Raw genomic sequence first — 17,940 nt, 5'->3', positions numbered from 1 at the left:
CCTCATGGAGAACGACCTGTTCATCCGCATCCTGCTCGCCGTCGTGATGGCGGCCTCGGGCTGTCTCATGATCTGGATGGCGCGCGCCGCCGCATCCGGTCGTCTGAAGCGCAACGCGATCGCCGGTATCCGCACGTCCGTCACCATGGCGAGCGACGAGGCATGGCTGGCCGCCCACATCCGCGCGAAGCAGGCGACGATCTGGGGTGGCGTCGCCGGCATCGTCAGCGGCCTGGGCGCGCTGCTGCCGGTGCCGTCCGCAGGGCTCGCGGCGATCGTGCTGGCCGGATGCGCCGCGATGCTGGGCTTCGTGCTCTACGGCGCGGCCGTCGGCACCCGCGCGGCGGCCGCCCGCACGCCCGACGCCTGAGGAACGGCCCGCGTCAGATGACGCCCTGCGCCGCCATGGCGTGGGCGACGCGCTCGAAGCCCGCGCTGTTGGCGCCGACGACGTAGTCGCCGGGGCGCCCGTAGCGCTCCGCCGCGTCGAACGCGGCGTCGTGCACGTCGCGCATGATCTGGCGCAGCTTCGCCTCGCTGTCGGCGAACGTCCAGCGCTGGCGCGAGGCGTTCTGGCTCATCTCCAGCGCCGAGGTGGCGACGCCGCCCGCGTTGGCCGCCTTGCCGGGCGCGAACAGCACGCCGGCGCTGCGGAACGCGGCGATCGCGCCGGGGGTGGAGGGCATGTTGGCGCCCTCGACGACCGCGCGCACGCCGTGGGCGATGAGGGTCCGGGCATCCGTCTCGTCGAGCTCGTTCTGCGTCGCGCAGGGGAGTGCGACGTCCACGGGCACCTCCCACGGCCGGGCGTCCGGTACGAAGCGGGCGCTGGGCCGGCGGGCCGCGTACTCCGCGATCCGCGCGCGCTCGGTCTCCTTCACCTGCCGCAGCAGACCCAGGTCGATGCCGGCGTCGTCGACGACGTAGCCGCTGGAATCGGATGCGGTCACCGGCACCGCACCGAGCTGTTGCGCCTTCGCGATGGCGTACACGGCGACGTTGCCCGAACCCGACACGCTCACGCGGCGTCCCTCGAGGCTCTCGCCCGCGACGCCGAGCATCGCCTCGGCGAAGAACACGGCGCCGTAGCCGGTGGCCTCGGTGCGCACCTCGGCGCCGCCCCACTGCACGCCCTTGCCGGTGAACATGCCCGACTCATGCCGGTTGGTGATGCGGCGGTACTGGCCGAAGAGGTAGCCGATCTCGCGGGCGCCCACGCCGATGTCGCCGGCGGGCACGTCGGTGTGCTCGCCGAGGTGCCGGTAGAGCTCGTTCATGAACGACTGGCAGAAGCGCATGATCTCGGCATCCGAGCGCCCATGCGGGTCGAAGTCGCTGCCGCCCTTCGCTCCGCCGATGCCCTGCCCCGTGAGGGCGTTCTTGAAGATCTGCTCGAACCCGAGGAACTTCACGATCGACGCATTCACGGTCGGGTGGAAGCGCAGTCCGCCCTTGTACGGGCCGAGCACGGAGGAGAATTGGATGCGGAAGCCACGGTTCACCCGAACGGTGCCGGCGTCGTCGACCCACGGCACGCGGAACATGATCTGCCGCTCGGGTTCGACGATGCGCTCGAGGATGCCGAGCTCGGCGAACGCGGGGTGGCGCTCGATGACGGGGGCCACCGAGTCGAGCACCTCGTGCACGGCCTGCTGGAACTCGGGCTCGTGGGGGTTGCGGGCGAGGACGGTGGCGAAGGTGGAGCGCACGGCTTCGGGCAGCGCGGCGAAGGTCTCGGTCAACGTGGTTCTCTCTGGCCGGGTATCGCGCGCGGCGCGATGTCCCAAATGGATGCGGACGCTCCCACCCTAGCGGCGCCGCACCTGTCGCCCTGACACGCGCTGCCCTAGGGTGACGGCATGCGCTACGAGCACCTCGGCGCCTCGCCGTCGGTCCATCCGTCGGCGAGCGTCGCACCCACGGCCGTGCTGAGCGGCGATGTCACCGTCGGGGCGGGATGCCGCATCCTGCACGGCGCGATCCTCACCTCGGAGGGTGGCCCGCTGACGCTCGGCGAGCACGTCATCGTCATGGAGAACGCGCTCGTGCGCGCGACGGCCGCGAACCCGGTGCACATCGGCGATCACACGCTGATCGGTCCTACCGCGAGCATCGCCGGGGCGACGATCGCGGAGGAGGTCTTCATCGCGACGGGCGCGCGGGTGTTCAACGGCGCGCGCATCGACCGTCGCAGCGAGGTGCGCATCGGCGCCACGGTGCACCTCCGTACCCATCTCAGTGAGGGCTCGGTCGTGCCGATCGGCTGGGTCGCCGTGGGGGATCCCGCGATCGTCGTCTCGCCCGACAAGCACGACGAGATCTGGGCGCGCCAGCAGGAGCTGGACTTCCCGGGCTACGTGTTCGGCCTCGTCCAGCTCACGGAGCGCTACGGCCGCAGCCTCGCGCGCCACGACGATGACCGCCTCCTCGACTGAGGCGCGGCTGCATCCGCGCGCGTTGTCTCAACAGGAAGAATCCCGCCGACAGGATGAATCCGGGTGGATCGTCCTGACGGCGGGATATCTCCTGCACAGGGATGGCGCCGAAAGGCGCCGGATGCGGCTCAGCCGGTGTTCTGCAGGCCGGCCGCGACGCCCGAGACCGACAGCAGCAGCAGACGCTGGTTGGCGGTGTCGGCGGGCGCGTCGGCCGGGGCGTCCCGGAGGGCCCGGAGCGCCCGCAGCTGCAGGAGCGACAGGGCGTCGACGTAGGGGCTGCGCAGCTTCACGGCGCGCTGCAACACGGCCTTGTTGGCGAGCGGGGCGTCGCCGCCCACGATGCGCACGACCCAGTCGCGGGTCAGCGACATCTCCTCCATGACGAGCTGTGCGAGGTCGTCGCGGTCGCCGAGGCTGAGGTACTCGCGGGCGATGCGGTCGTCGGCCTTCGCGAGGCTCATGGCGACGTTGTCGATCATCGCGCGGAACAGCGGCCACTCCGCGTAGGCGGTGCGCAGCAGCTGCTCGTCGCCGACGGTGTCGAGCGCCGTGCCGAGCCCGAACCAGCCGGCGAGGTTGATACGCGCCTGCGACCACGCGAACACCCACGGGATGGCGCGGAGGTCTTCGAGCGACTCGACCGACAGGCCGCGGCGGGCGGGACGCGAGCCGAGGGCGAGGAGTCCCACCTCCTCCATGGGGGTGACGGTGGCGAACCACGGCGCGAAGCCGGGAGCCTTCACGAGCGAGTAGAACCGCTCGCGCGAGGAGTCCTCGAGCACCTTGGCGATCTCGGCGAACATCTCGGCCCCGCGGCGGTTGCGCGCCTCGTTCGACGGAGCCGACGCCATGAGGATGGCGGCGGCCACCTGGTCGATGTGGCGCATCGCGATCTGCGGGTCGCCGTAGCGGGCGAAGATGACCTCGCCCTGCTCGGTGAGCTTGAAGCGGCCGTCGACCGAGTGCGGCGGCTGCGCGAGGATCGCGCTGTTGGCGGGCCCGCCGCCGCGGCCGAGAGCGCCGCCGCGGCCGTGGAAGAGGGTCAGCTCGATGTTGTTGGCCTGCGCCCATGCGGCGATCTCCGCCTGCGCCTCGTAGAGGGCGAGGTTCGCGGCGACCGGTCCGACGTCCTTCGAGGAGTCGGAGTAGCCGAGCATGACCTCCAGGCGCCGTCCCGTCGCCTCCAGACGCGCGGCGAACTCCGGGTGCTCGGCGATCTCGGCCAGGATGCCGGGGGCCGCCTGCAGGTCGGCGAACGTCTCGAACAGGGGGATCACGTCGAGCACGGGCGCCGTGCCGTCCGCGCCCACGGCGTACCGTGCGAGACGGTGCACGTTGGCGAGGTCTTCGGCGGACTGGGTGAACGACACGATGTAGCGGCCCGCGGCGCGCGGCCCGAAGCGCTCCTGGATGTAGGCGATCGCGCGGAAGACCTCGAGCACTTCCTCGGTCAGCTCGCTGCGCTCGCCGCCGGCCTCCAGCTCCGCGAGCACCTTCTTGTGCACGGCGGAGTGCTGGCGCACCTCGAGCTCGGCGAGGTGGAAGCCGTAGGTCTCGACCTGCCACACCAGCTGCTGCAGCGCGCCGTAGGCCTGGCGGGCGGCGCCCGCATCCGCGAGCGACTGCTGTACGGTGCGGAGGTCTGCGAGCAGGTGCTCGGGGTCGCGGTAGGCGAGGTCGGCGTTGCGGGTGCGGGTCGCGGCGATCCGGCGCGCGACCATCAGCAGGATGCGGCGGTGCGGCTCGTTGGGTGAGCGCTTGGCGATCTCGGCCGCGGCCTCCTCGTCGGCGCTGCGGAGGCGGTTCCAGAGGGCGATCAGTGCATCGCTCGGGGGAGTGGATGCGGCGTCGAGGGTGAGCGTGCGGCCGATCCGCAGCGCGGTGCGCTCGAGCCCGAGCAGCACATGCTCGCTCGCGATGCCGGCGGCCTTGCGCGTGACCTTCGCGGTGACGAACGGGTTGCCGTCGCGGTCGCCGCCGACCCAGGTGCCCACGCGCACGAAGGGGCGCACGAGCGGGGCACGGCTGCCGGCGCCCTCGCCGAGTGCGTCGTCGACGCGGCGGTAGACGCGGGGAACGGTCGTGAAGAGCGTGTCGTCGAAGACGGCCATGATGGCGCGCACCTCGTCGGTGGGCGACGGCTTCTCGGCGCGCAGCGGGGCCGTGCGCCAGAGGGTGTCGATCTCCTCCAGCATCCGCCGGCGTGCGCGACGCTGGTCGACGCCGCCCTCGGTGAGGGAGTCGTACTCGTCGAGCAGCTCGGACAGACGCCGGATGCCGGTCGAGATCGCACGGCGGCGCGCCTCGGTCGGATGCGCGGTGAACACCGGGTGGAACCGCAGCGACTGCAGGCGCTCGAGCGCCACGTCGTCGCCGACCTCGGACGCGAGCTGGCGCAGGGCCGAGCGGATCGAGTCGGTGCGACCCTCGGGTTCGGGCTGGCCGTCGCGCTCGCGCAGCACCCGCACGCGCTGGTGCTCCTCGGCGAGGTTCACGAGGTGGAAGTAGACGGTGAAGGCGCGGGCGACCTCGTCGGCACGCTCGATCGTGAACGAGTCGGCGATCTCGGCGGCGCGCTCGAAAGCCTCGTCGCTCGGGTCGGTATAGGCCTGGATGGTCGCGACGCGGAGGCGTTCGACGTCTTCGTACAGACCCGTCGAGCCGCTCTCCTGCAGCACCTGTCCGAGCAGTGAGCCCAGCACGCGCACGTCCGCGCGCATCTGATCCGGGATCTCCTGCCCCGCCTCGTGGCGTCCGACGACGCGAATGGCCTCGGTGGGGGTGGGTTCGAGCATGGGAATAACGGTACTGGGAGCCGGAGACCACAAATGACACGCGCAGCCTCCCGTTACGATGGATACCGGAGTGGCGGGAAGTCTGGTCGCCTCGTCGCCTGGCGACGGACACTGTTTCCCCACCCTGGAGGGCGTATGCGCCTGCTTCGTTCCGAACGTTTCCCCGCTGTCGTGCTGCTGATCGCGGCCGCTCTCGGCCTCGTGCTGGCCAACTCGCCGCTGGCTGCGGGCGTCGCCGCGGTCAAAGAGGCGTACGTCGGCATCCCCGGGGTGTTCTCGCTCTCGGTCGGTCACTGGATCCAGGACGGCCTGCTCGCGATCTTCTTCTTCGTCGCGGCCATCGAGCTGTGGCACGAACTGACCGCCGGGCAGCTGAGCTCGCCCCGCCGAGCCGTGCAGCCGGCGATCGCCGCCGCGGGCGGCGTGCTGGTGCCGATCGCGATCTTCCTCGCTTTCTCGCTGGGCACCTCGTCCGCTGCGGGCTGGCCGATCCCCACCGCCACCGACATCGCCTTCGCTCTCGGCGTGCTCGCCGTCTTCGGCCGCGGCCTGCCGACCGGCGTGCGGGCGTTCCTGCTGGCGCTGGCGATCCTCGACGACATCGTCGGCATCGTGTTCATCGCCGTGCTCTTCACCGACGGCGTCGACGTGTTCCTCCTGCTCGCCGCCCTCGTGGGCGTCGTGCTGTTCGCGCTGCTGAGCCGCCGGCTCACCGAGCGCAACCGGGTGCCGCTCGGCATCGTGCTGGTGCTGCTCGGCATCCTCGTCTGGGTGCTCGTCTACCTCTCCGGCGTGCACGCCACGATCGCGGGCGTCGCCCTGGGGCTCGCGATGGCCCCGCGCCCCGCGGCACGCGTGCGTCACGCGCTCGACCCGTGGGTGAACGGGCTGGTGCTGCCGCTGTTCGCGCTGTCGGCCGCATCCGTCGCCATCCCGTCAGTGGGAGTTGACGAGCTGCAGCCGGTGTTCTGGGGCGTGCTGATCGCGCTTCCGGTCGGCAAGATCGTCGGCATCACCGTGTTCGGCTGGCTCGCGCAGCGGCTCGAGGAGCCCGACGGTCGGTTGCGGTTCGCCGACCTGCTCGCGGCGGGCGCGCTCGGCGGCATCGGGTTCACCGTCTCGCTGCTGCTCTCGGAGCTCGCCTTCGCGGGCGACGGCCTGCTGCGCGACGAGGCGACGCTCGGCGTGCTCGGTGGGTCGTTGGTCTCGCTCGTGGTCGCCGCGGTGCTCGTAGCATGGCGGGCACGGCACTACCGACGCGAGGAGCGCAGGGTATGAACGACGCGGATGCGGCCTCCGACGGACTCCGGCGCGCGGCCGAGGTGATGCACGAGGTGCGCGAGAGATGCGTCTGGTCGCAGCAGATCGACCACGCCGCCCTCGTGCCCTACCTCGTCGAGGAGAGCGCCGAGGTCATCGACGCGGTCGAGAACGGCGACCGCGCGGAGCTGCGCGAGGAGTTGGGCGACCTCCTGTGGCAGGTGCTCTTCCACGCCGAGATCGCGTCGCGGGACCCGGACGACCCCTTCGACATCGACGACGTCGCCGGCGACCTCGCCGACAAGATGGTGCGCCGGCATCCGCACGTGTTCGCGGGCGAGACGGCGACGACGCCCGAAGAGGTGCTCGTGCACTGGAACGCGGCGAAGGCCGCCGAGAAGCGCGAGCGACGCAGCGTGCTCGACGGGATCCCCGCCGCGATGCCCGCGCTCGCCCGCGCGCAGAAGGTCGTCGGCCGGGCCCCGGGCGCCGCCATCCCAGCGCGTCCGCTCGAGATCACCTCGGAGGAGCAGCTGGGCGACGCCCTGCTCGCGCTCGTCGTGCGGGCGAAGGCCGAGGGCTGGGATGCGGAGCGTGCCCTGCGCACGCGTACGCGCGCGTTGGAGGAGGGTGTGCGCCGGGCCGAGGCCGGTTTGGGATGATGGTCTGGTGCCAGCAGTGAACCCCCCGCGCGGCATGCGCGACTTCCTCCCCGTCGACAAGGCCCGCCGCGAGCGCGTGCTCGCCGTCATCCGCGACCGCTACCGCGCGCACGGCTTCGACGAGATCGAGACGCCGGTCATGGAGGACTACGACCGTCTGCACGCCGGCATGGGCGGCGACAACGAGAAGCTCGCGTTCAACGTACTCAAGCGCGCGCTCTCTCCCGAGGCGATCGCCGCGGCAGCCGATGACCCGGCGGCCCTCAGCGACCTCGGGCTCCGGTTCGATCTCACCGTGCCGCTCGCGCGGTTCTACGCCTCGCATCGGGCCGAGCTGCCGGGCGTCTTCCGTTCCGTGCAGATCGCCCCCGTGTGGCGCGCGGAGCGCCCGCAGAAGGGGCGCTACCGCCAGTTCGTGCAGTGCGACATCGACATCATCGGCGACGCCGGGGCGCGTGCCGAGGCGGAGCTCATCGTTGCGACCCTCGACACGCTCGACGCGCTCGGCCTCGTCGGCGCGAGCGTGCGCATCAACGACCGCCGCGCCCTCGACGGGATGCTGGAGGTCTTCGGCTTCGAGGCGTCCGAGCGTGCGGGCGTGCTGATCACGATCGACAAGCTCGACAAGATCGGACCCGCGGGCGTCGAAGCCGAGCTGCGCGAGCGCGGAGCGACCGCATCCGCCGTCGACGCGTTCGCTGCCTTCCTCGCCCGCCCCGCGGCGGACGACACGGCGTTCGGCGAGGCGCACATCCGCGCGCAGCTGCCCGACGGCATCGCCGACGAGGTCGTCGCGCACCTCGCGGGCATCGGAGAGGCGGTCAGCGCCGCGGTGGGGCTCGACGAGGTGCCGCTCGTGTTCGATCCGTTCCTCGTGCGCGGCATGGGCTACTACACGGGCACGATCTTCGAGCTCGCGCACCCCTCCGTGCCCTACTCGCTGGGCGGCGGTGGACGCTACGACGGCATGATCGGCCGGTTCCTCGGGCAAGACGTGCCGGCGGTCGGCTTCTCGATCGGCTTCGAACGCATCGTCGACCTCGTCTCGGCGGGGGAGGATGCGGGACTCGACGCCGTCGTGCTCGTGCACGACCGCGACGTGCCGGTCGCCGAGCTCGTGCGCGTGAAGTCGGCGCTCGTCACCGCGGGCTCGCGCGTGCGGCTCGAGCAGCGCACGAAGAACCTGAAGGCGCTGCTGGAGCGCGCGGCCGCCGACGGTTACACGGCGTTCGCGACGGTCGCCGCCGGCGACGACCCGTCGGAGCTCGAGCTCAAGCCGCTCGCGTAGCCCCGCGGCGGCCGAACACGAGCCGTAGCACCACGCCGACGGCGAGCACACCCGCCCCGGCGATCGCGGCCTGCCACGGCAGCGTCACGGCGAGCACCGCGCAGCCGGCGGCGCCGAGGGCAGCGAGCGCGCGCGGGAAGCGGCGGTGCGCCGCATCCTGTCGCAGCGCCGCGAGGTTCGCGACGAGGTAGTACACGAGCACGCCGAGCGATGAGAAGCCGATCGCGCCGCGCAGATCGACGAGGGCGACGGCGATCATGACGATCGCCCCGACGGCGATCTCGGCGCGGTAGGGCGTGTGCCGCGACGGGTGCACGGCGGCGAAGAAACCCGGCAGGTCTCCGCCGCGCGACATCGCGAACGAGGTGCGCCCGATGCCGGCGATGAGGGCGAGGAGCGCCCCGAGCGATGCGGCGGCGGCCCCCACGCGCACGACCGGCTGCGCCCACTCCCAGCCCGCGGCCGAGACGAGTTCGGCCAGCGGAGCGGATGCGGCCGCCAGCCGTTCGGAGCCGAGGACCAGCAGGCACAGCAGGGCGAGGATCGCGTACACGGTGAGCGCGCCCGCGAAGGCGCCGAGGATCGCGCGGGGGATCGTGCGGGCGGGGTCGCGCACCTCCTCGCCCATCGTGGCGATGCGGGCGTACCCGGCGAAGGCGAAGAAGAGGAGCCCCGCCGACTGCAGCACCCCGTACGGGCTGACCTCGCCGCCGGTCCAGCCGGCGTCGGCAGGCAGCGACACAGCGCCCGCGGCCACGACGACGGCGAGACACAAGAGCACGATCGCGACCAGGATGCGGGTGAGCCGGGCCGTGCGGGTGACACCGAGCAGGTTCACGATCGTCAGTGCTGCGACCGCCGCGACGGCGACGGGGCGCTCGAAGCCGGCCGGAGCGGCGTAGGCCGCGAAGGTCATGGCCATGGCGGCGCAGCTCGCGAGTTTGCCAATCACGAACCCCCAGCCCGCCACGAACCCCGCCCACGGGCCGAGCTCGGCGCGACCGTAGGCCCACGCACCGCCGGCGACAGGATGCGCGGCGGCGAGCTGCGCGGTGGAGGTCGCGTTCGCGAAGGCGACGACCGCCGCGATCGCGAGCCCGACGAGCAGTCCCGCGCCGGCGGCCTGCGCGGCGGGGGCGAAGACGGCGAACACTCCGGCGCCGATCATCGAGCCCAGGCCGATCGCGATGGCATCGCCGAGTCCGAGGCGTCGCTGCAGGGTGGGGCCGGTCACGTCGGGCACCCTACTGCAGCGGTGTGAACCGCCGGGGCGCCGATCGGTCACCCAGCCGTCACGACCCGTTCACCGCGAGGGGTTCGGATGGGGGCGTGGCCCGCATCCGATTCCCCGCGCGCACGGTCGCAGCGTTCGCCGGAGTGATCGCATTCGCGCTCGCCGCCGCCCGGGAGGTGCTGCGGCGCCAGGCCGCGCACGCCCGCCGGCAGATCGGCAAGCCGCTCGGCGAACAGGCGCCCTCGGCCGACCGCGTGTGGCGTCCCGGCTACGACGGCACGCCCATCGAGCTCCTCGTGCTGGGGGACTCGATCGCCGCGGGGCTCGGCGCCGAGCGGCGCAAGGACACGCTGGGCGCGCGGCTCGCCCGCGCGCTCGCCCGCCGCACGCAGCGCCCCGTGCGCCTGCGCACCGCGGCCGTGGTGGGCTCCGAGTCCGCCGCGCTCGCCGGCCAGCTCGACGCCCTGCCCGACGACTACCGCGCGGACATCGCGGTGATCGTGGTCGGCGGCAACGATGTGACGCACCGCATCCCGGTCTCCCGCTCGGTGGCTTCGCTGGAGGCGGCGATCGAGCGGCTGAGACAGGACGGCACCGAGGTCGTCGTCGGCACCTGCCCGGATCTCGGCGCGCTGCGTCCGGTGCCGCAGCCGCTGCGCTCACTCGGCTCGCGCCTGTCGCGCCAGCTCGCTCAGGCGCAGGTGCGCGCCGCAACCTCCGCGGGAGCGTGGGCCGTGTCGTTGCGGCACGTCGTGGGGCCGTTCTTCATCTCGAACCCCGACGAGATGTTCAGCCTCGACCGGTTCCATCCGAGCGCGGTCGGCTACCGCCGGACCGCCGACGCGCTGCTGCCGTCGGTGCTCGCCGCGCTCGGTGAAGACGTGCGGCTGCCCTCCGGACACCAGCCTCCTGACACGCGGGACGCGCTCGCCGGCAGGGGTTGACCTGGTCGCACGCGCCCCGATTGGCTGGCGGCATGAGCGACACGAACCCGGCACCGACGCCGGACGGCTGGCGCGCCGTCGACGCGTACCTGACAAAGACGCTGGTCGAGAGCGACCCCGCGCTGGAGGATGCCCGCGCGGCTCAGGATGCGGCGGGCCTTCCCGCCATCGAAGTCGTGCCGCTGACCGGCAAGCTGCTGCACCTGCTGGCGCGGATGATCGGCGCACGCCGGGTGCTCGAGATCGGCACCCTCGGTGGATACTCCACGATCTGGCTCGCACGCGCCGTGGGGGAGCAGGGGAGGGTGACGACGATCGAGGCGGAGTCGCGCAACGCCGCGGTGGCGCGGCAGAGCATCGACGACGCGGGCGTGGGCGAGCGCGTCGAGATCCGGCAGGGGAGGGCGGCGGAGGTCCTCCCGCAGCTGGAGGGACCCTTCGACCTCGTGTTCATCGACGCCGACAAGGAGTCGAACACGATCTACCTCGACTGGGCCGCCCGCCTCGGGCGAACCGGAACCGTCGTGGTCGTCGACAACGTCGTGCGCGCCGGTCGCATCGTGGATGCGACGAACCACGAGAGTCAGGTCGAGGGCGTGCGGCGCTCGCTGGCGATGCTCGCGGACGACGACCGGTTCGACGCGACGGCCGTGCAGACCCTCGATGCGAAGGGCTGGGACGGCTTCGCGGTGGCTCTCATCACGCATCCGGGGGATTCTTCCGGTGGGGCCGACGCCCGGCGTCACTAGACTCGGAAGTGGACCGATGTCGCTCCGAGATCACACCCCCAAACTCAAGGAGTCCCCTGTGGCACTTATCGAGGCTGTAGGCGCGCGCGAAATCCTCGACTCGCGCGGTAACCCGACCGTCGAAGTGGAGGTGCTCCTCGATGACGGTGTCGTGCAGCGTGCGGCAGTGCCCTCCGGCGCATCCACCGGCGCGTTCGAGGCGTACGAGCTGCGCGACGGCGACAAGAGCCGTTATGGCGGCAAGGGCGTGCTGAAGGCCGTCAACGCCGTCATCGACGAGCTCGGCCCGGCGATCGAGGGTGTCGAGGCGAGCGAGCAGCGCGTCATCGACCAGATCCTCATCGAGACCGACGGCACCGAGAACAAGTCGCGCACCGGCGCGAACGCGATCCTCGGCGTCAGCCTGGCTGTCGCCAAGGCCGCCGCCGACTCGGCCGACCTTCCGCTGTTCCGCTACCTGGGCGGCCCGAACGCGCACCTGCTGCCCGTTCCGCTGTTCAACGTCATCAACGGTGGCGAGCACGCCGACAACGGCATCGACTTCCAGGAGTTCTTCCTCGCGCCCATCGGCGCCGAGACGTACGCCGAGTCGCTGCGCTGGGGCACCGAGGTGTACCACGTCCTCAAGGGCGAGCTGAAGGCCGCCGGCTACAACACGGGCCTGGGCGACGAGGGCGGCTTCGCCCCCGACCTCCCCAGCAACCGCGAGGGACTCGACTTCCTGCTCAAGGCCATCGAGAAGGCGGGCTTCACGCCCGGCTCCGACATCGCCGTGGGCCTCGACGTCGCCGCGACCGAGTTCTACAACGACGGCGTGTACACCGTCGAGGGCAAGCCGTGGAGCCCCGCGCAGCTCGTCGACTACTTCGCCGACCTGGTCGCCAACTACCCGATCGTCACGATCGAAGACGCCCTCGCCGAGGACGACTGGGACAACTGGAAGGCCCTCACCGACGCCATCGGCACCAAGGTGCAGCTCGTCGGCGACGACCTGTTCGTCACCAACCCGAAGCGCCTGCAGCAGGGCATCGACCTCGGTGTCGCCAACGCGCTGCTGGTGAAGTTCAACCAGATCGGCTCGCTCACCGAGACGCTGGATGCGGTGGCTCTGGCCACCAGCAACGGCTACCGCTCGATGTGGTCGCACCGCTCGGGTGAGACCGAGGACACCACGATCGCCGACCTCGCCGTCGCGACCAACGCGGGTCAGATCAAGACCGGTGCGCCCGCTCGGAGCGAGCGCGTCGCGAAGTACAATCAGCTTCTGCGCATCGAAGAGGAACTGGGCGAGGCGGCTGTGTTCGCCGGCCGTGCCGCGTTCCCGCGCTTCAAGGGCTGAGTGACGACCGAACGTCGTTGAACGAGAGGAGGAGCCGTGGCAGCACGAACGGCTCCTCCTTCTCGTTCCCGGCGTTCTTCGGATGCGCCCCGCCGCCGCGTCGACGTGCGCGACTGGCTCGGCGGCATCCGGCTCTCCGGCTTCATGATCATCATGCTGGGCCTCGTCGTGCTGGGCGTGCTCGTGCTCGTGCCGACCGTGGGCACCTACCTCGACCAGCAGCAGCGGATCGCGGCACTCCAGAACTCGGTGCAGCTGACCGAGTCGCAGATCGCCGACCTGCAGGCGCAGAGCGAGCGCTGGGACGACCCGGCCTACATCACGACGCAGGCGCGTGAGCGGCTGTACTACATGAACCCCGGCGAGATCGCCTACATCGTCGACAACGACCTGACGGCGGCGCAGCAGCCGCGCGAGCAGGATGCGGTCAGCGACGAGGTGCAGCAGACACGCACCGACTGGATGGCCCAGCTGGTCGGCTCCGTCATCACCGCCGGTGCCGCCAAGACCGCGGTCGCCGACCCCACGGCTCCCGCGGACGGCGGGACACCCGCCACTCCTGCGCCCTGAGCCCGGCCTCCCAGGCGGCTCGCGGTAGCCTGGGAGGGTGAGTTCCGCGCCTTTCCCCCGGTCACCGACGCCGAGCTCGCGGTGCTCCGCTCCCAGCTGGGGCGCCCGGCGCGCGATGTCGTCGGGATCGCCGCGCGCTGCGTGTGCGGCAACCCGACCGTGGTCGCCACCGCACCGCGACTGGCTGACGGCACCCCGTTCCCCACCTTCTACTACCTCACGCATCCGGCTGCGACCGCGGCGATGTCGACGCTCGAGGCCGAGCACGTGATGCCCGAGTTCGCGGCCATGCTCGAGGACGAGGACACCGCCGCCGCGTATCAGGCGGCGCACGAGGCGTACCTGGCCGACCGCGAGAGCTTCGGCGAGGTGCCCGAGATCGCCGGTATCTCCGCGGGTGGCATGCCCACCCGCGTGAAGTGCCTGCACGCCCTCGCCGGTCACTCCCTGGCGGCCGGCCCCGGAGTCAACCCGATCGGCGACGCGGCGCTCGAGCGCAGCACCTGGTCGCCGACTCGCTGCGTGTGCGCCGACCCCGGCGCGGCGCTGGCCGAGGGCACCCCGGGGTGAGAAAGCTCGCCCTGCGGGTCGCCGCCGTCGCGGTTCTCGTCGCGCTGACGGCGGGTGTCGCGCCCGCTGCGTACGCGCAGACGACGCCCGCGCCGGTGCCGCAGGAGAGCCCGGGTGTCGACCCGATGCGGGCGCAGGAGTACTGGCTCGACGCGTACGGCATCCGCAAGGCGTGGGAGACCACGCGCGGCAAGGGCGTGAAGATCGCGATCATCGACACGGGCATCGGCAAGGCGCCCGAGTTCGACGGCGCGGTCGTGGGAGGTACGGATGTGTCGGGTCTCGGCACGGCGGACGGTCGCACGCCGGTGGGGGCGGTCGACGCGAATCACGGCAGCTGGGTGGCGTCGCTCGCCGCATCCCGTGGGCTGCCGAACGAGACGGGCATGATCGGGGTGGCGCCGGAGGCGTCGCTGCTGTCGGTGTCGGTCGGGTTCGGCACGAGCTCGCCGGTGCCGTTCTCCGAGCAGATCGCCAACGCGATGCGGTGGTCGGTCGACAACGGCGCGAAGGTCATCAACCTGTCGTTCACGACGAACACGCTCGACTGGGATCCGAGCTGGGACGACGCGTTCCAGTACGCGTTCGAGCACGACGTGGTCGTGATCGTGGCGGCGGGAAACCGCGGTTCGGGCACCGCCCGTGTGGGTGCGCCGGCGACGATCCCCGGTGTGCTGCCGGTCGCGGGTGTGGACCCGCAGGGCAAGGCGAGTGTGGAGGCGTCGACGCAGGGCATCACGCTGGGCGTCTCGGCGCCCAGCGAGCAGCTGCTCGGGGTCTCGGCTGACGGCCAGGTGGTCGTGTGGAAGGGCACGAGCGGTGCGGCGCCGATCGTGGCGGGCATCGCCGCGCTCGTGCGGGCGGCGCATCCGGAGCTGGATGCGGCGAACGTGATCGAGCGGCTGATCGCGACGGCGAAGGCGCCCGCCGGGGTGGGCTCGCTGCCGGACGACCAGTACGGGTATGGCCTGGTGGATGCGGCTGCGGCGGTGTCCGCATCCGTTCCCGAGGTTTCGGCGAATCCGATGGGGGATCTGTCGGAGTGGATCCGCGTTCACCGTCGGGCCGAGGAGTCTCCGGCGCCGTTGCCGACGGTGGGGGAGGCGTCGGTGCCGCCGCTGCCGCCCGCCGAAGCGGGTTCCCGGCCAGCGTCTCCGCTGCTGCCGAGCATGGATACGCTTTTGTACGGATCGATACCGTTATTGGTGTTCTCGGTGGCCGCTATACTGATAGCGCTCGGCGTCAGTGCTGCTGTCCGTCGCATCCGATTGGCGCGTGTCGAACGCGCGCGCAGCCGTTGAATCGTCTAGGAGTTCGTTCCACCGTGACCAGCACCGTGCCCAGGATCCTCATTGTCGGCGGCGGCTACGCCGGCTTCTACACCGCCTGGAAGCTTGAGAAGCATCTGCGCAAGGGCGAAGCCGAGGTCACCATGGTCGACCCGCTTCCCTACATGACCTACCAGCCGTTCCTGCCCGAGGTCGCCGCGGGCGAGATCGAGCCGCGGCACGCCGTGGTGGGTCACCGTCGTCACCTCAAGCGCACGCGTGTCGTGGCCGCGAAGGTGACCGGCATCGACCACGCGAACAAGGTCGCCACGATCACGCCCGAGATGGGTGAGCCGTGGCAGGAGGAGTATGACCAGATCGTCGTGACCGCCGGTGCCGTCTCGCGCACGTTCCCGATTCCGGGTATCGCCGAGAACGCGATCGGCCTGAAGACGATCGAGGAGGCCGTCGCGATCCGCGACCGCCTGATCAAGAACTTCGAGCTGGCGTCGAACCTGCCCGCCGGCCCCGAGCGCGACCGCCTGCTGAGCGTCGTCGTCGTCGGTGGTGGCTTCGCGGGTATCGAGGTGTTCGCCGAGCTGCGCGCCCTGGCGTCGTCGCTCGTGAAGGACTACCCGACGCTGACGTTCGACGACACGCACTTCCACCTCATCGAGGCGATGGGGCGCATCATGCCCGAGGTGTCGCAGAAGACGAGCGAGTGGGTGCTGAAGAGCCTCGCCGAGCGCGCTGCGTTCGTGCACCTCGACACGCAGGTCAAGGGTGCCGTCGACGGCAACGTCGAGCTCTCGACCGGTGAGGTCATCCCCACCGACCTGATCGTGTGGACCGCCGGTGTCATGGCCAACCCGACCGTCGTGCGCGGGGGAGACCTGCCCGTCGAGGAGCGCGGCCGCATCCGTGCGCGCGCCGACCTCCGCGTGGGTACGCCCGAAGATGTCGTCGAGGGCGCCTGGGCTGCCGGTGACGTCGCGGCCGTTCCCGACCTGTCGGGTGGCGGCGTGGGCGGCTACTGCGTGCCGAACGCGCAGCACGCCGTGCGTCAGGCCAAGCTCATGGCAAAGAACATCACCGCCGTGATCCGTGGTGAGCTGCCGCGCGAGTACGTGCACAAGAACCTCGGCGCCGTCGCGGGCCTGGGTCTGTACAACGGTGTGTTCCAGTCGGGCAAGTTCGCGATGAAGGGCTTCTTCGCCTGGCTCGCGCACCGTGGCTACCACGGCCTGGCGATGCCGTCGTGGGAGCGCAAGTGGCGCGTGATCGGCGACTGGCTGCACAACTTCTTCCTGGGCCGCGACAACGTCACGCTCATCGCGGTGCAGAAGCCGCGCGAGACGTTCGAGGCCTTCGCCGCGCGTCCGCGTCCCGCGGCTGCCGAGGCTCCGGCCGAGAAGCCTGCCACCCCCGCGATCGACCCGAAGAGCGTCGCGAAGGATGAGGGCGAGGCCGCCGTGGCCCCCGCCGAGAAGGACAAGAAGGTCGCAGCCAAGGGCTGACCCTCTCCTGTTTGGATGATGCCCTCGTCGCTTCGGTGACGGGGGCATCGTCATGCGCGCTGCGCGCCCGACGGCGCGCTAGCGTGGAGGCGGGCCCCCATAGCCCAATGGCAGAGGCAGGCGACTTAAAATCGCTTCAGTCTGGGTTCGAGTCCCAGTGGGGGCACTGCCCGTAGCCCGCAGGTCTGTTGGCGCAGTTCGAGGGGCTGCGCTGTCTCCACTACACGTGATGAGACGACGGGCGACGGTGAGGACTCGCTGGGATCACCGAATGCGGTGTTGTGCGTCGCCGCTGCACTACGCTCGGCGAGTGGCACGAAGAGGCATCGGGTGGATTTGGCCCACCGTCAACTCCGCGCTGCCCATACTCGGGAGTTTTGGAGCTGCCCAGTTGCTGTCCTGGGCGGTTCGCGACACCACGGGGATCAGCGGATGGCTCTACCTGGCTAGTGGCGTTTGTCTGTTCGTCGCGGTAGGCGTCACCGTTGCCGGGAAGCTTGTAGAGCACCGCCGTGGTATCACGGCGGACAGGGCTAAGCGCGGTCTTCTCCTGAAGCTGCGTGACGAATACATGAAATGGGCCTCGACGACCGCGGACATGGCGAGGCAAGCCCACGATCAGCGACATGCCTACTTATCTCAAGTGGCAGATAGCGCTGCTACGTCGCTGCGGTCGGTCGTATCGGAGCACGTTCATCGCCCGAGGGCGGTCGTCTACCTCTTGAACACCGACGATGACCCCTACCGCATGCAGCCACTGGGGCGAAGTGGCCGCGGCGAGAAGCCGAAACCGTTCGTCGCTGGAACAGCCCGCGGTGACGCAGCCCTCGCGTTCATTGAGAAGCGTTCGACAGCACACTACCCAGACCTCGACAACCGCAAGAAGCCTAAGCCAGACGGCTATGACGGCAGTATGTCGGGCTACAAGACGTTTGTTGCGGCACCGATCTGGACTGACACTGGAGTGTACGGAATGGTGACTCTGGATGCACCGCGCCCAAAGTCCTTTGACGACGGCGACGTTGCCCTTGTCGAGCTGACAGCGGAGATGATGGCAATCGCATTCGAGATCGGCCAGGACGATAATGCGCCAGATCCAAGGGAACAATCCGGCTGAATGTCACACAGTCGATCTACACTGAGCGCATGGCGAAGAACAACAAGTGGAACATCGTCAAGACATCCGGTGGGTACGGCGTGCTGAAGAGTAGCGCGGGGGCGAAGGTTGCGAAATCCACCGTGATTCGCCCGAGCGTGTCTGATGCCCAGCATTCTGGCAAGCTCCGTGCCAGCAACACACGCTGAA

At 70.8% G+C, this 17,940-nt stretch carries 17 protein-coding genes and 1 tRNA gene; 15 read left to right on the top strand and 3 right to left on the bottom strand.

The window, feature by feature from the left end; translation table 11 throughout:
• The first annotated feature begins 4 nt into the window (after window positions 1–4).
• Entirely contained in the window at window positions 5–370 is a 366-nt protein-coding gene (locus AC1VNH_RS05095) for an SdpI family protein (RefSeq protein WP_483110190.1), read from the top strand.
• A 13-nt stretch (window positions 371–383) separates the two neighbouring features.
• Here the strand turns inward: AC1VNH_RS05095 and gdhA are convergent, their stop codons facing one another.
• A complete protein-coding gene (gene gdhA / locus AC1VNH_RS05090; protein ID WP_483110189.1) occupies window positions 384–1,742 on the bottom strand; it encodes an NADP-specific glutamate dehydrogenase in 1,359 nt (452 codons plus the stop codon).
• 117 nt (window positions 1,743–1,859) lie between these two features.
• Between gdhA and AC1VNH_RS05085 the strand changes: the two genes are divergently transcribed.
• Entirely contained in the window at window positions 1,860–2,435 is a 576-nt protein-coding gene (locus tag AC1VNH_RS05085) for a gamma carbonic anhydrase family protein (RefSeq protein ID WP_483110188.1), read from the top strand.
• Between the two features lie 128 nt (window positions 2,436–2,563).
• On the opposite strand, the gene AC1VNH_RS05080 is transcribed toward AC1VNH_RS05085, so the two are convergent.
• On the bottom strand, window positions 2,564–5,233 hold the full coding sequence (locus AC1VNH_RS05080) for a phosphoenolpyruvate carboxylase (RefSeq protein ID WP_483110187.1): 2,670 nt from the start codon (window positions 5,231–5,233) through the stop codon (window positions 2,564–2,566).
• 135 nt (window positions 5,234–5,368) lie between these two features.
• Between AC1VNH_RS05080 and AC1VNH_RS05075 the strand changes: the two genes are divergently transcribed.
• The 3 genes from AC1VNH_RS05075 to hisS are packed head-to-tail and all read left to right on the top strand — an operon-like array spanning window position 5,369 to window position 8,443.
• Window positions 5,369–6,511 carry a Na+/H+ antiporter NhaA gene (locus tag AC1VNH_RS05075; protein WP_483110186.1) on the top strand — a complete coding sequence of 381 codons (1,143 nt, stop codon included), beginning with the start codon at window positions 5,369–5,371 and terminating at the stop codon, window positions 6,509–6,511.
• Window positions 6,508–7,155, top strand: a complete 648-nt coding sequence (locus AC1VNH_RS05070) for a nucleoside triphosphate pyrophosphohydrolase (RefSeq protein ID WP_483110185.1) — start codon at window positions 6,508–6,510, stop codon at window positions 7,153–7,155. Before AC1VNH_RS05075 ends, AC1VNH_RS05070 begins: the two co-directional genes overlap by 4 nt.
• Before the next feature lie 34 nt (window positions 7,156–7,189).
• On the top strand, window positions 7,190–8,443 hold the full coding sequence (gene hisS, locus AC1VNH_RS05065; protein ID WP_483112693.1) for a histidine--tRNA ligase: 1,254 nt from the start codon (window positions 7,190–7,192) through the stop codon (window positions 8,441–8,443).
• Here the strand turns inward: hisS and AC1VNH_RS05060 are convergent.
• On the bottom strand, window positions 8,427–9,677 hold the full coding sequence (locus AC1VNH_RS05060; RefSeq protein WP_483110184.1) for an APC family permease: 1,251 nt from the start codon (window positions 9,675–9,677) through the stop codon (window positions 8,427–8,429). The two genes, hisS and AC1VNH_RS05060, sit on opposite strands and share 17 nt — an antisense overlap.
• A 95-nt stretch (window positions 9,678–9,772) precedes the next feature.
• Between AC1VNH_RS05060 and AC1VNH_RS05055 the strand changes: the two genes are divergently transcribed.
• The 10 genes from AC1VNH_RS05055 to AC1VNH_RS05010 all read left to right on the top strand — a co-directional run bounded on the left by AC1VNH_RS05055 (window position 9,773) and on the right by AC1VNH_RS05010 (window position 17,939).
• A complete protein-coding gene (locus AC1VNH_RS05055) occupies window positions 9,773–10,621 on the top strand; it encodes an SGNH/GDSL hydrolase family protein (protein WP_483110183.1) in 849 nt (282 codons plus the stop codon).
• A 32-nt stretch (window positions 10,622–10,653) separates the two neighbouring features.
• Complete coding sequence (locus AC1VNH_RS05050) at window positions 10,654–11,370, top strand: O-methyltransferase (protein WP_483110182.1); 717 nt, start codon at window positions 10,654–10,656, stop codon at window positions 11,368–11,370.
• Window positions 11,371–11,428: 58 nt separating this feature from the next.
• Window positions 11,429–12,709: a phosphopyruvate hydratase gene (gene eno / locus AC1VNH_RS05045; protein WP_483110181.1), complete on the top strand. Its 1,281-nt coding sequence runs from the start codon at window positions 11,429–11,431 to the stop codon at window positions 12,707–12,709.
• 36 nt (window positions 12,710–12,745) lie between these two features.
• Window positions 12,746–13,279, top strand: coding sequence for an FtsB family cell division protein (locus AC1VNH_RS05040; protein ID WP_307324308.1), 534 nt, complete (start codon window positions 12,746–12,748; stop codon window positions 13,277–13,279).
• A gap of 81 nt (window positions 13,280–13,360) precedes the next feature.
• Entirely contained in the window at window positions 13,361–13,849 is a 489-nt protein-coding gene (locus tag AC1VNH_RS05035; RefSeq protein WP_483110180.1) for a DUF501 domain-containing protein, read from the top strand.
• Window positions 13,846–15,150, top strand: a complete 1,305-nt coding sequence (locus AC1VNH_RS05030; RefSeq protein ID WP_483110179.1) for a S8 family peptidase — start codon at window positions 13,846–13,848, stop codon at window positions 15,148–15,150. The genes AC1VNH_RS05035 and AC1VNH_RS05030 overlap by 4 nt, the downstream gene beginning before the upstream one ends.
• A 35-nt stretch (window positions 15,151–15,185) precedes the next feature.
• On the top strand, window positions 15,186–16,634 hold the full coding sequence (locus tag AC1VNH_RS05025) for an NAD(P)/FAD-dependent oxidoreductase (RefSeq protein WP_483112692.1): 1,449 nt from the start codon (window positions 15,186–15,188) through the stop codon (window positions 16,632–16,634).
• Between the two features lie 93 nt (window positions 16,635–16,727).
• A tRNA-Leu gene (locus tag AC1VNH_RS05020) sits at window positions 16,728–16,800 on the top strand.
• Window positions 16,801–17,025: 225 nt separating this feature from the next.
• A complete protein-coding gene (locus AC1VNH_RS05015) occupies window positions 17,026–17,751 on the top strand; it encodes a GAF domain-containing protein (RefSeq protein WP_483110178.1) in 726 nt (241 codons plus the stop codon).
• A gap of 29 nt (window positions 17,752–17,780) precedes the next feature.
• Window positions 17,781–17,939 (top strand): hypothetical protein, encoded by a 159-nt coding sequence (locus tag AC1VNH_RS05010; RefSeq protein WP_483110177.1) that lies wholly within the window; start codon window positions 17,781–17,783, stop codon window positions 17,937–17,939.
• Window position 17,940: the final 1 nt, after the last annotated feature.

Source organism: Microbacterium sp. KU4F, assembly GCF_056868075.1.
This window is presented reverse-complemented; position numbering and strand designations above follow the sequence as displayed.

Bases quoted from the DNA above. Each gene is read 5' to 3' on its own strand.
- AC1VNH_RS05095 (WP_483110190.1), top strand. From the start codon at position 5: ATGGAGAACGACCTGTTCATCCGCATCCTGCTCGCCGTCGTGATGGCG.
- AC1VNH_RS05010 (WP_483110177.1), top strand. From the start codon at position 17,781: ATGGCGAAGAACAACAAGTGGAACATCGTCAAGACATCCGGTGGGTAC.
- AC1VNH_RS05085 (WP_483110188.1), top strand. From the start codon at position 1,860: ATGCGCTACGAGCACCTCGGCGCCTCGCCGTCGGTCCATCCGTCGGCG.
- hisS (WP_483112693.1), top strand. From the start codon at position 7,190: ATGCGCGACTTCCTCCCCGTCGACAAGGCCCGCCGCGAGCGCGTGCTC.
- AC1VNH_RS05050 (WP_483110182.1), top strand. From the start codon at position 10,654: ATGAGCGACACGAACCCGGCACCGACGCCGGACGGCTGGCGCGCCGTC.
- AC1VNH_RS05070 (WP_483110185.1), top strand. From the start codon at position 6,508: ATGAACGACGCGGATGCGGCCTCCGACGGACTCCGGCGCGCGGCCGAG.
- AC1VNH_RS05075 (WP_483110186.1), top strand. From the start codon at position 5,369: ATGCGCCTGCTTCGTTCCGAACGTTTCCCCGCTGTCGTGCTGCTGATC.
- AC1VNH_RS05080 (WP_483110187.1), bottom strand. From the start codon at position 5,233: ATGCTCGAACCCACCCCCACCGAGGCCATTCGCGTCGTCGGACGCCAC.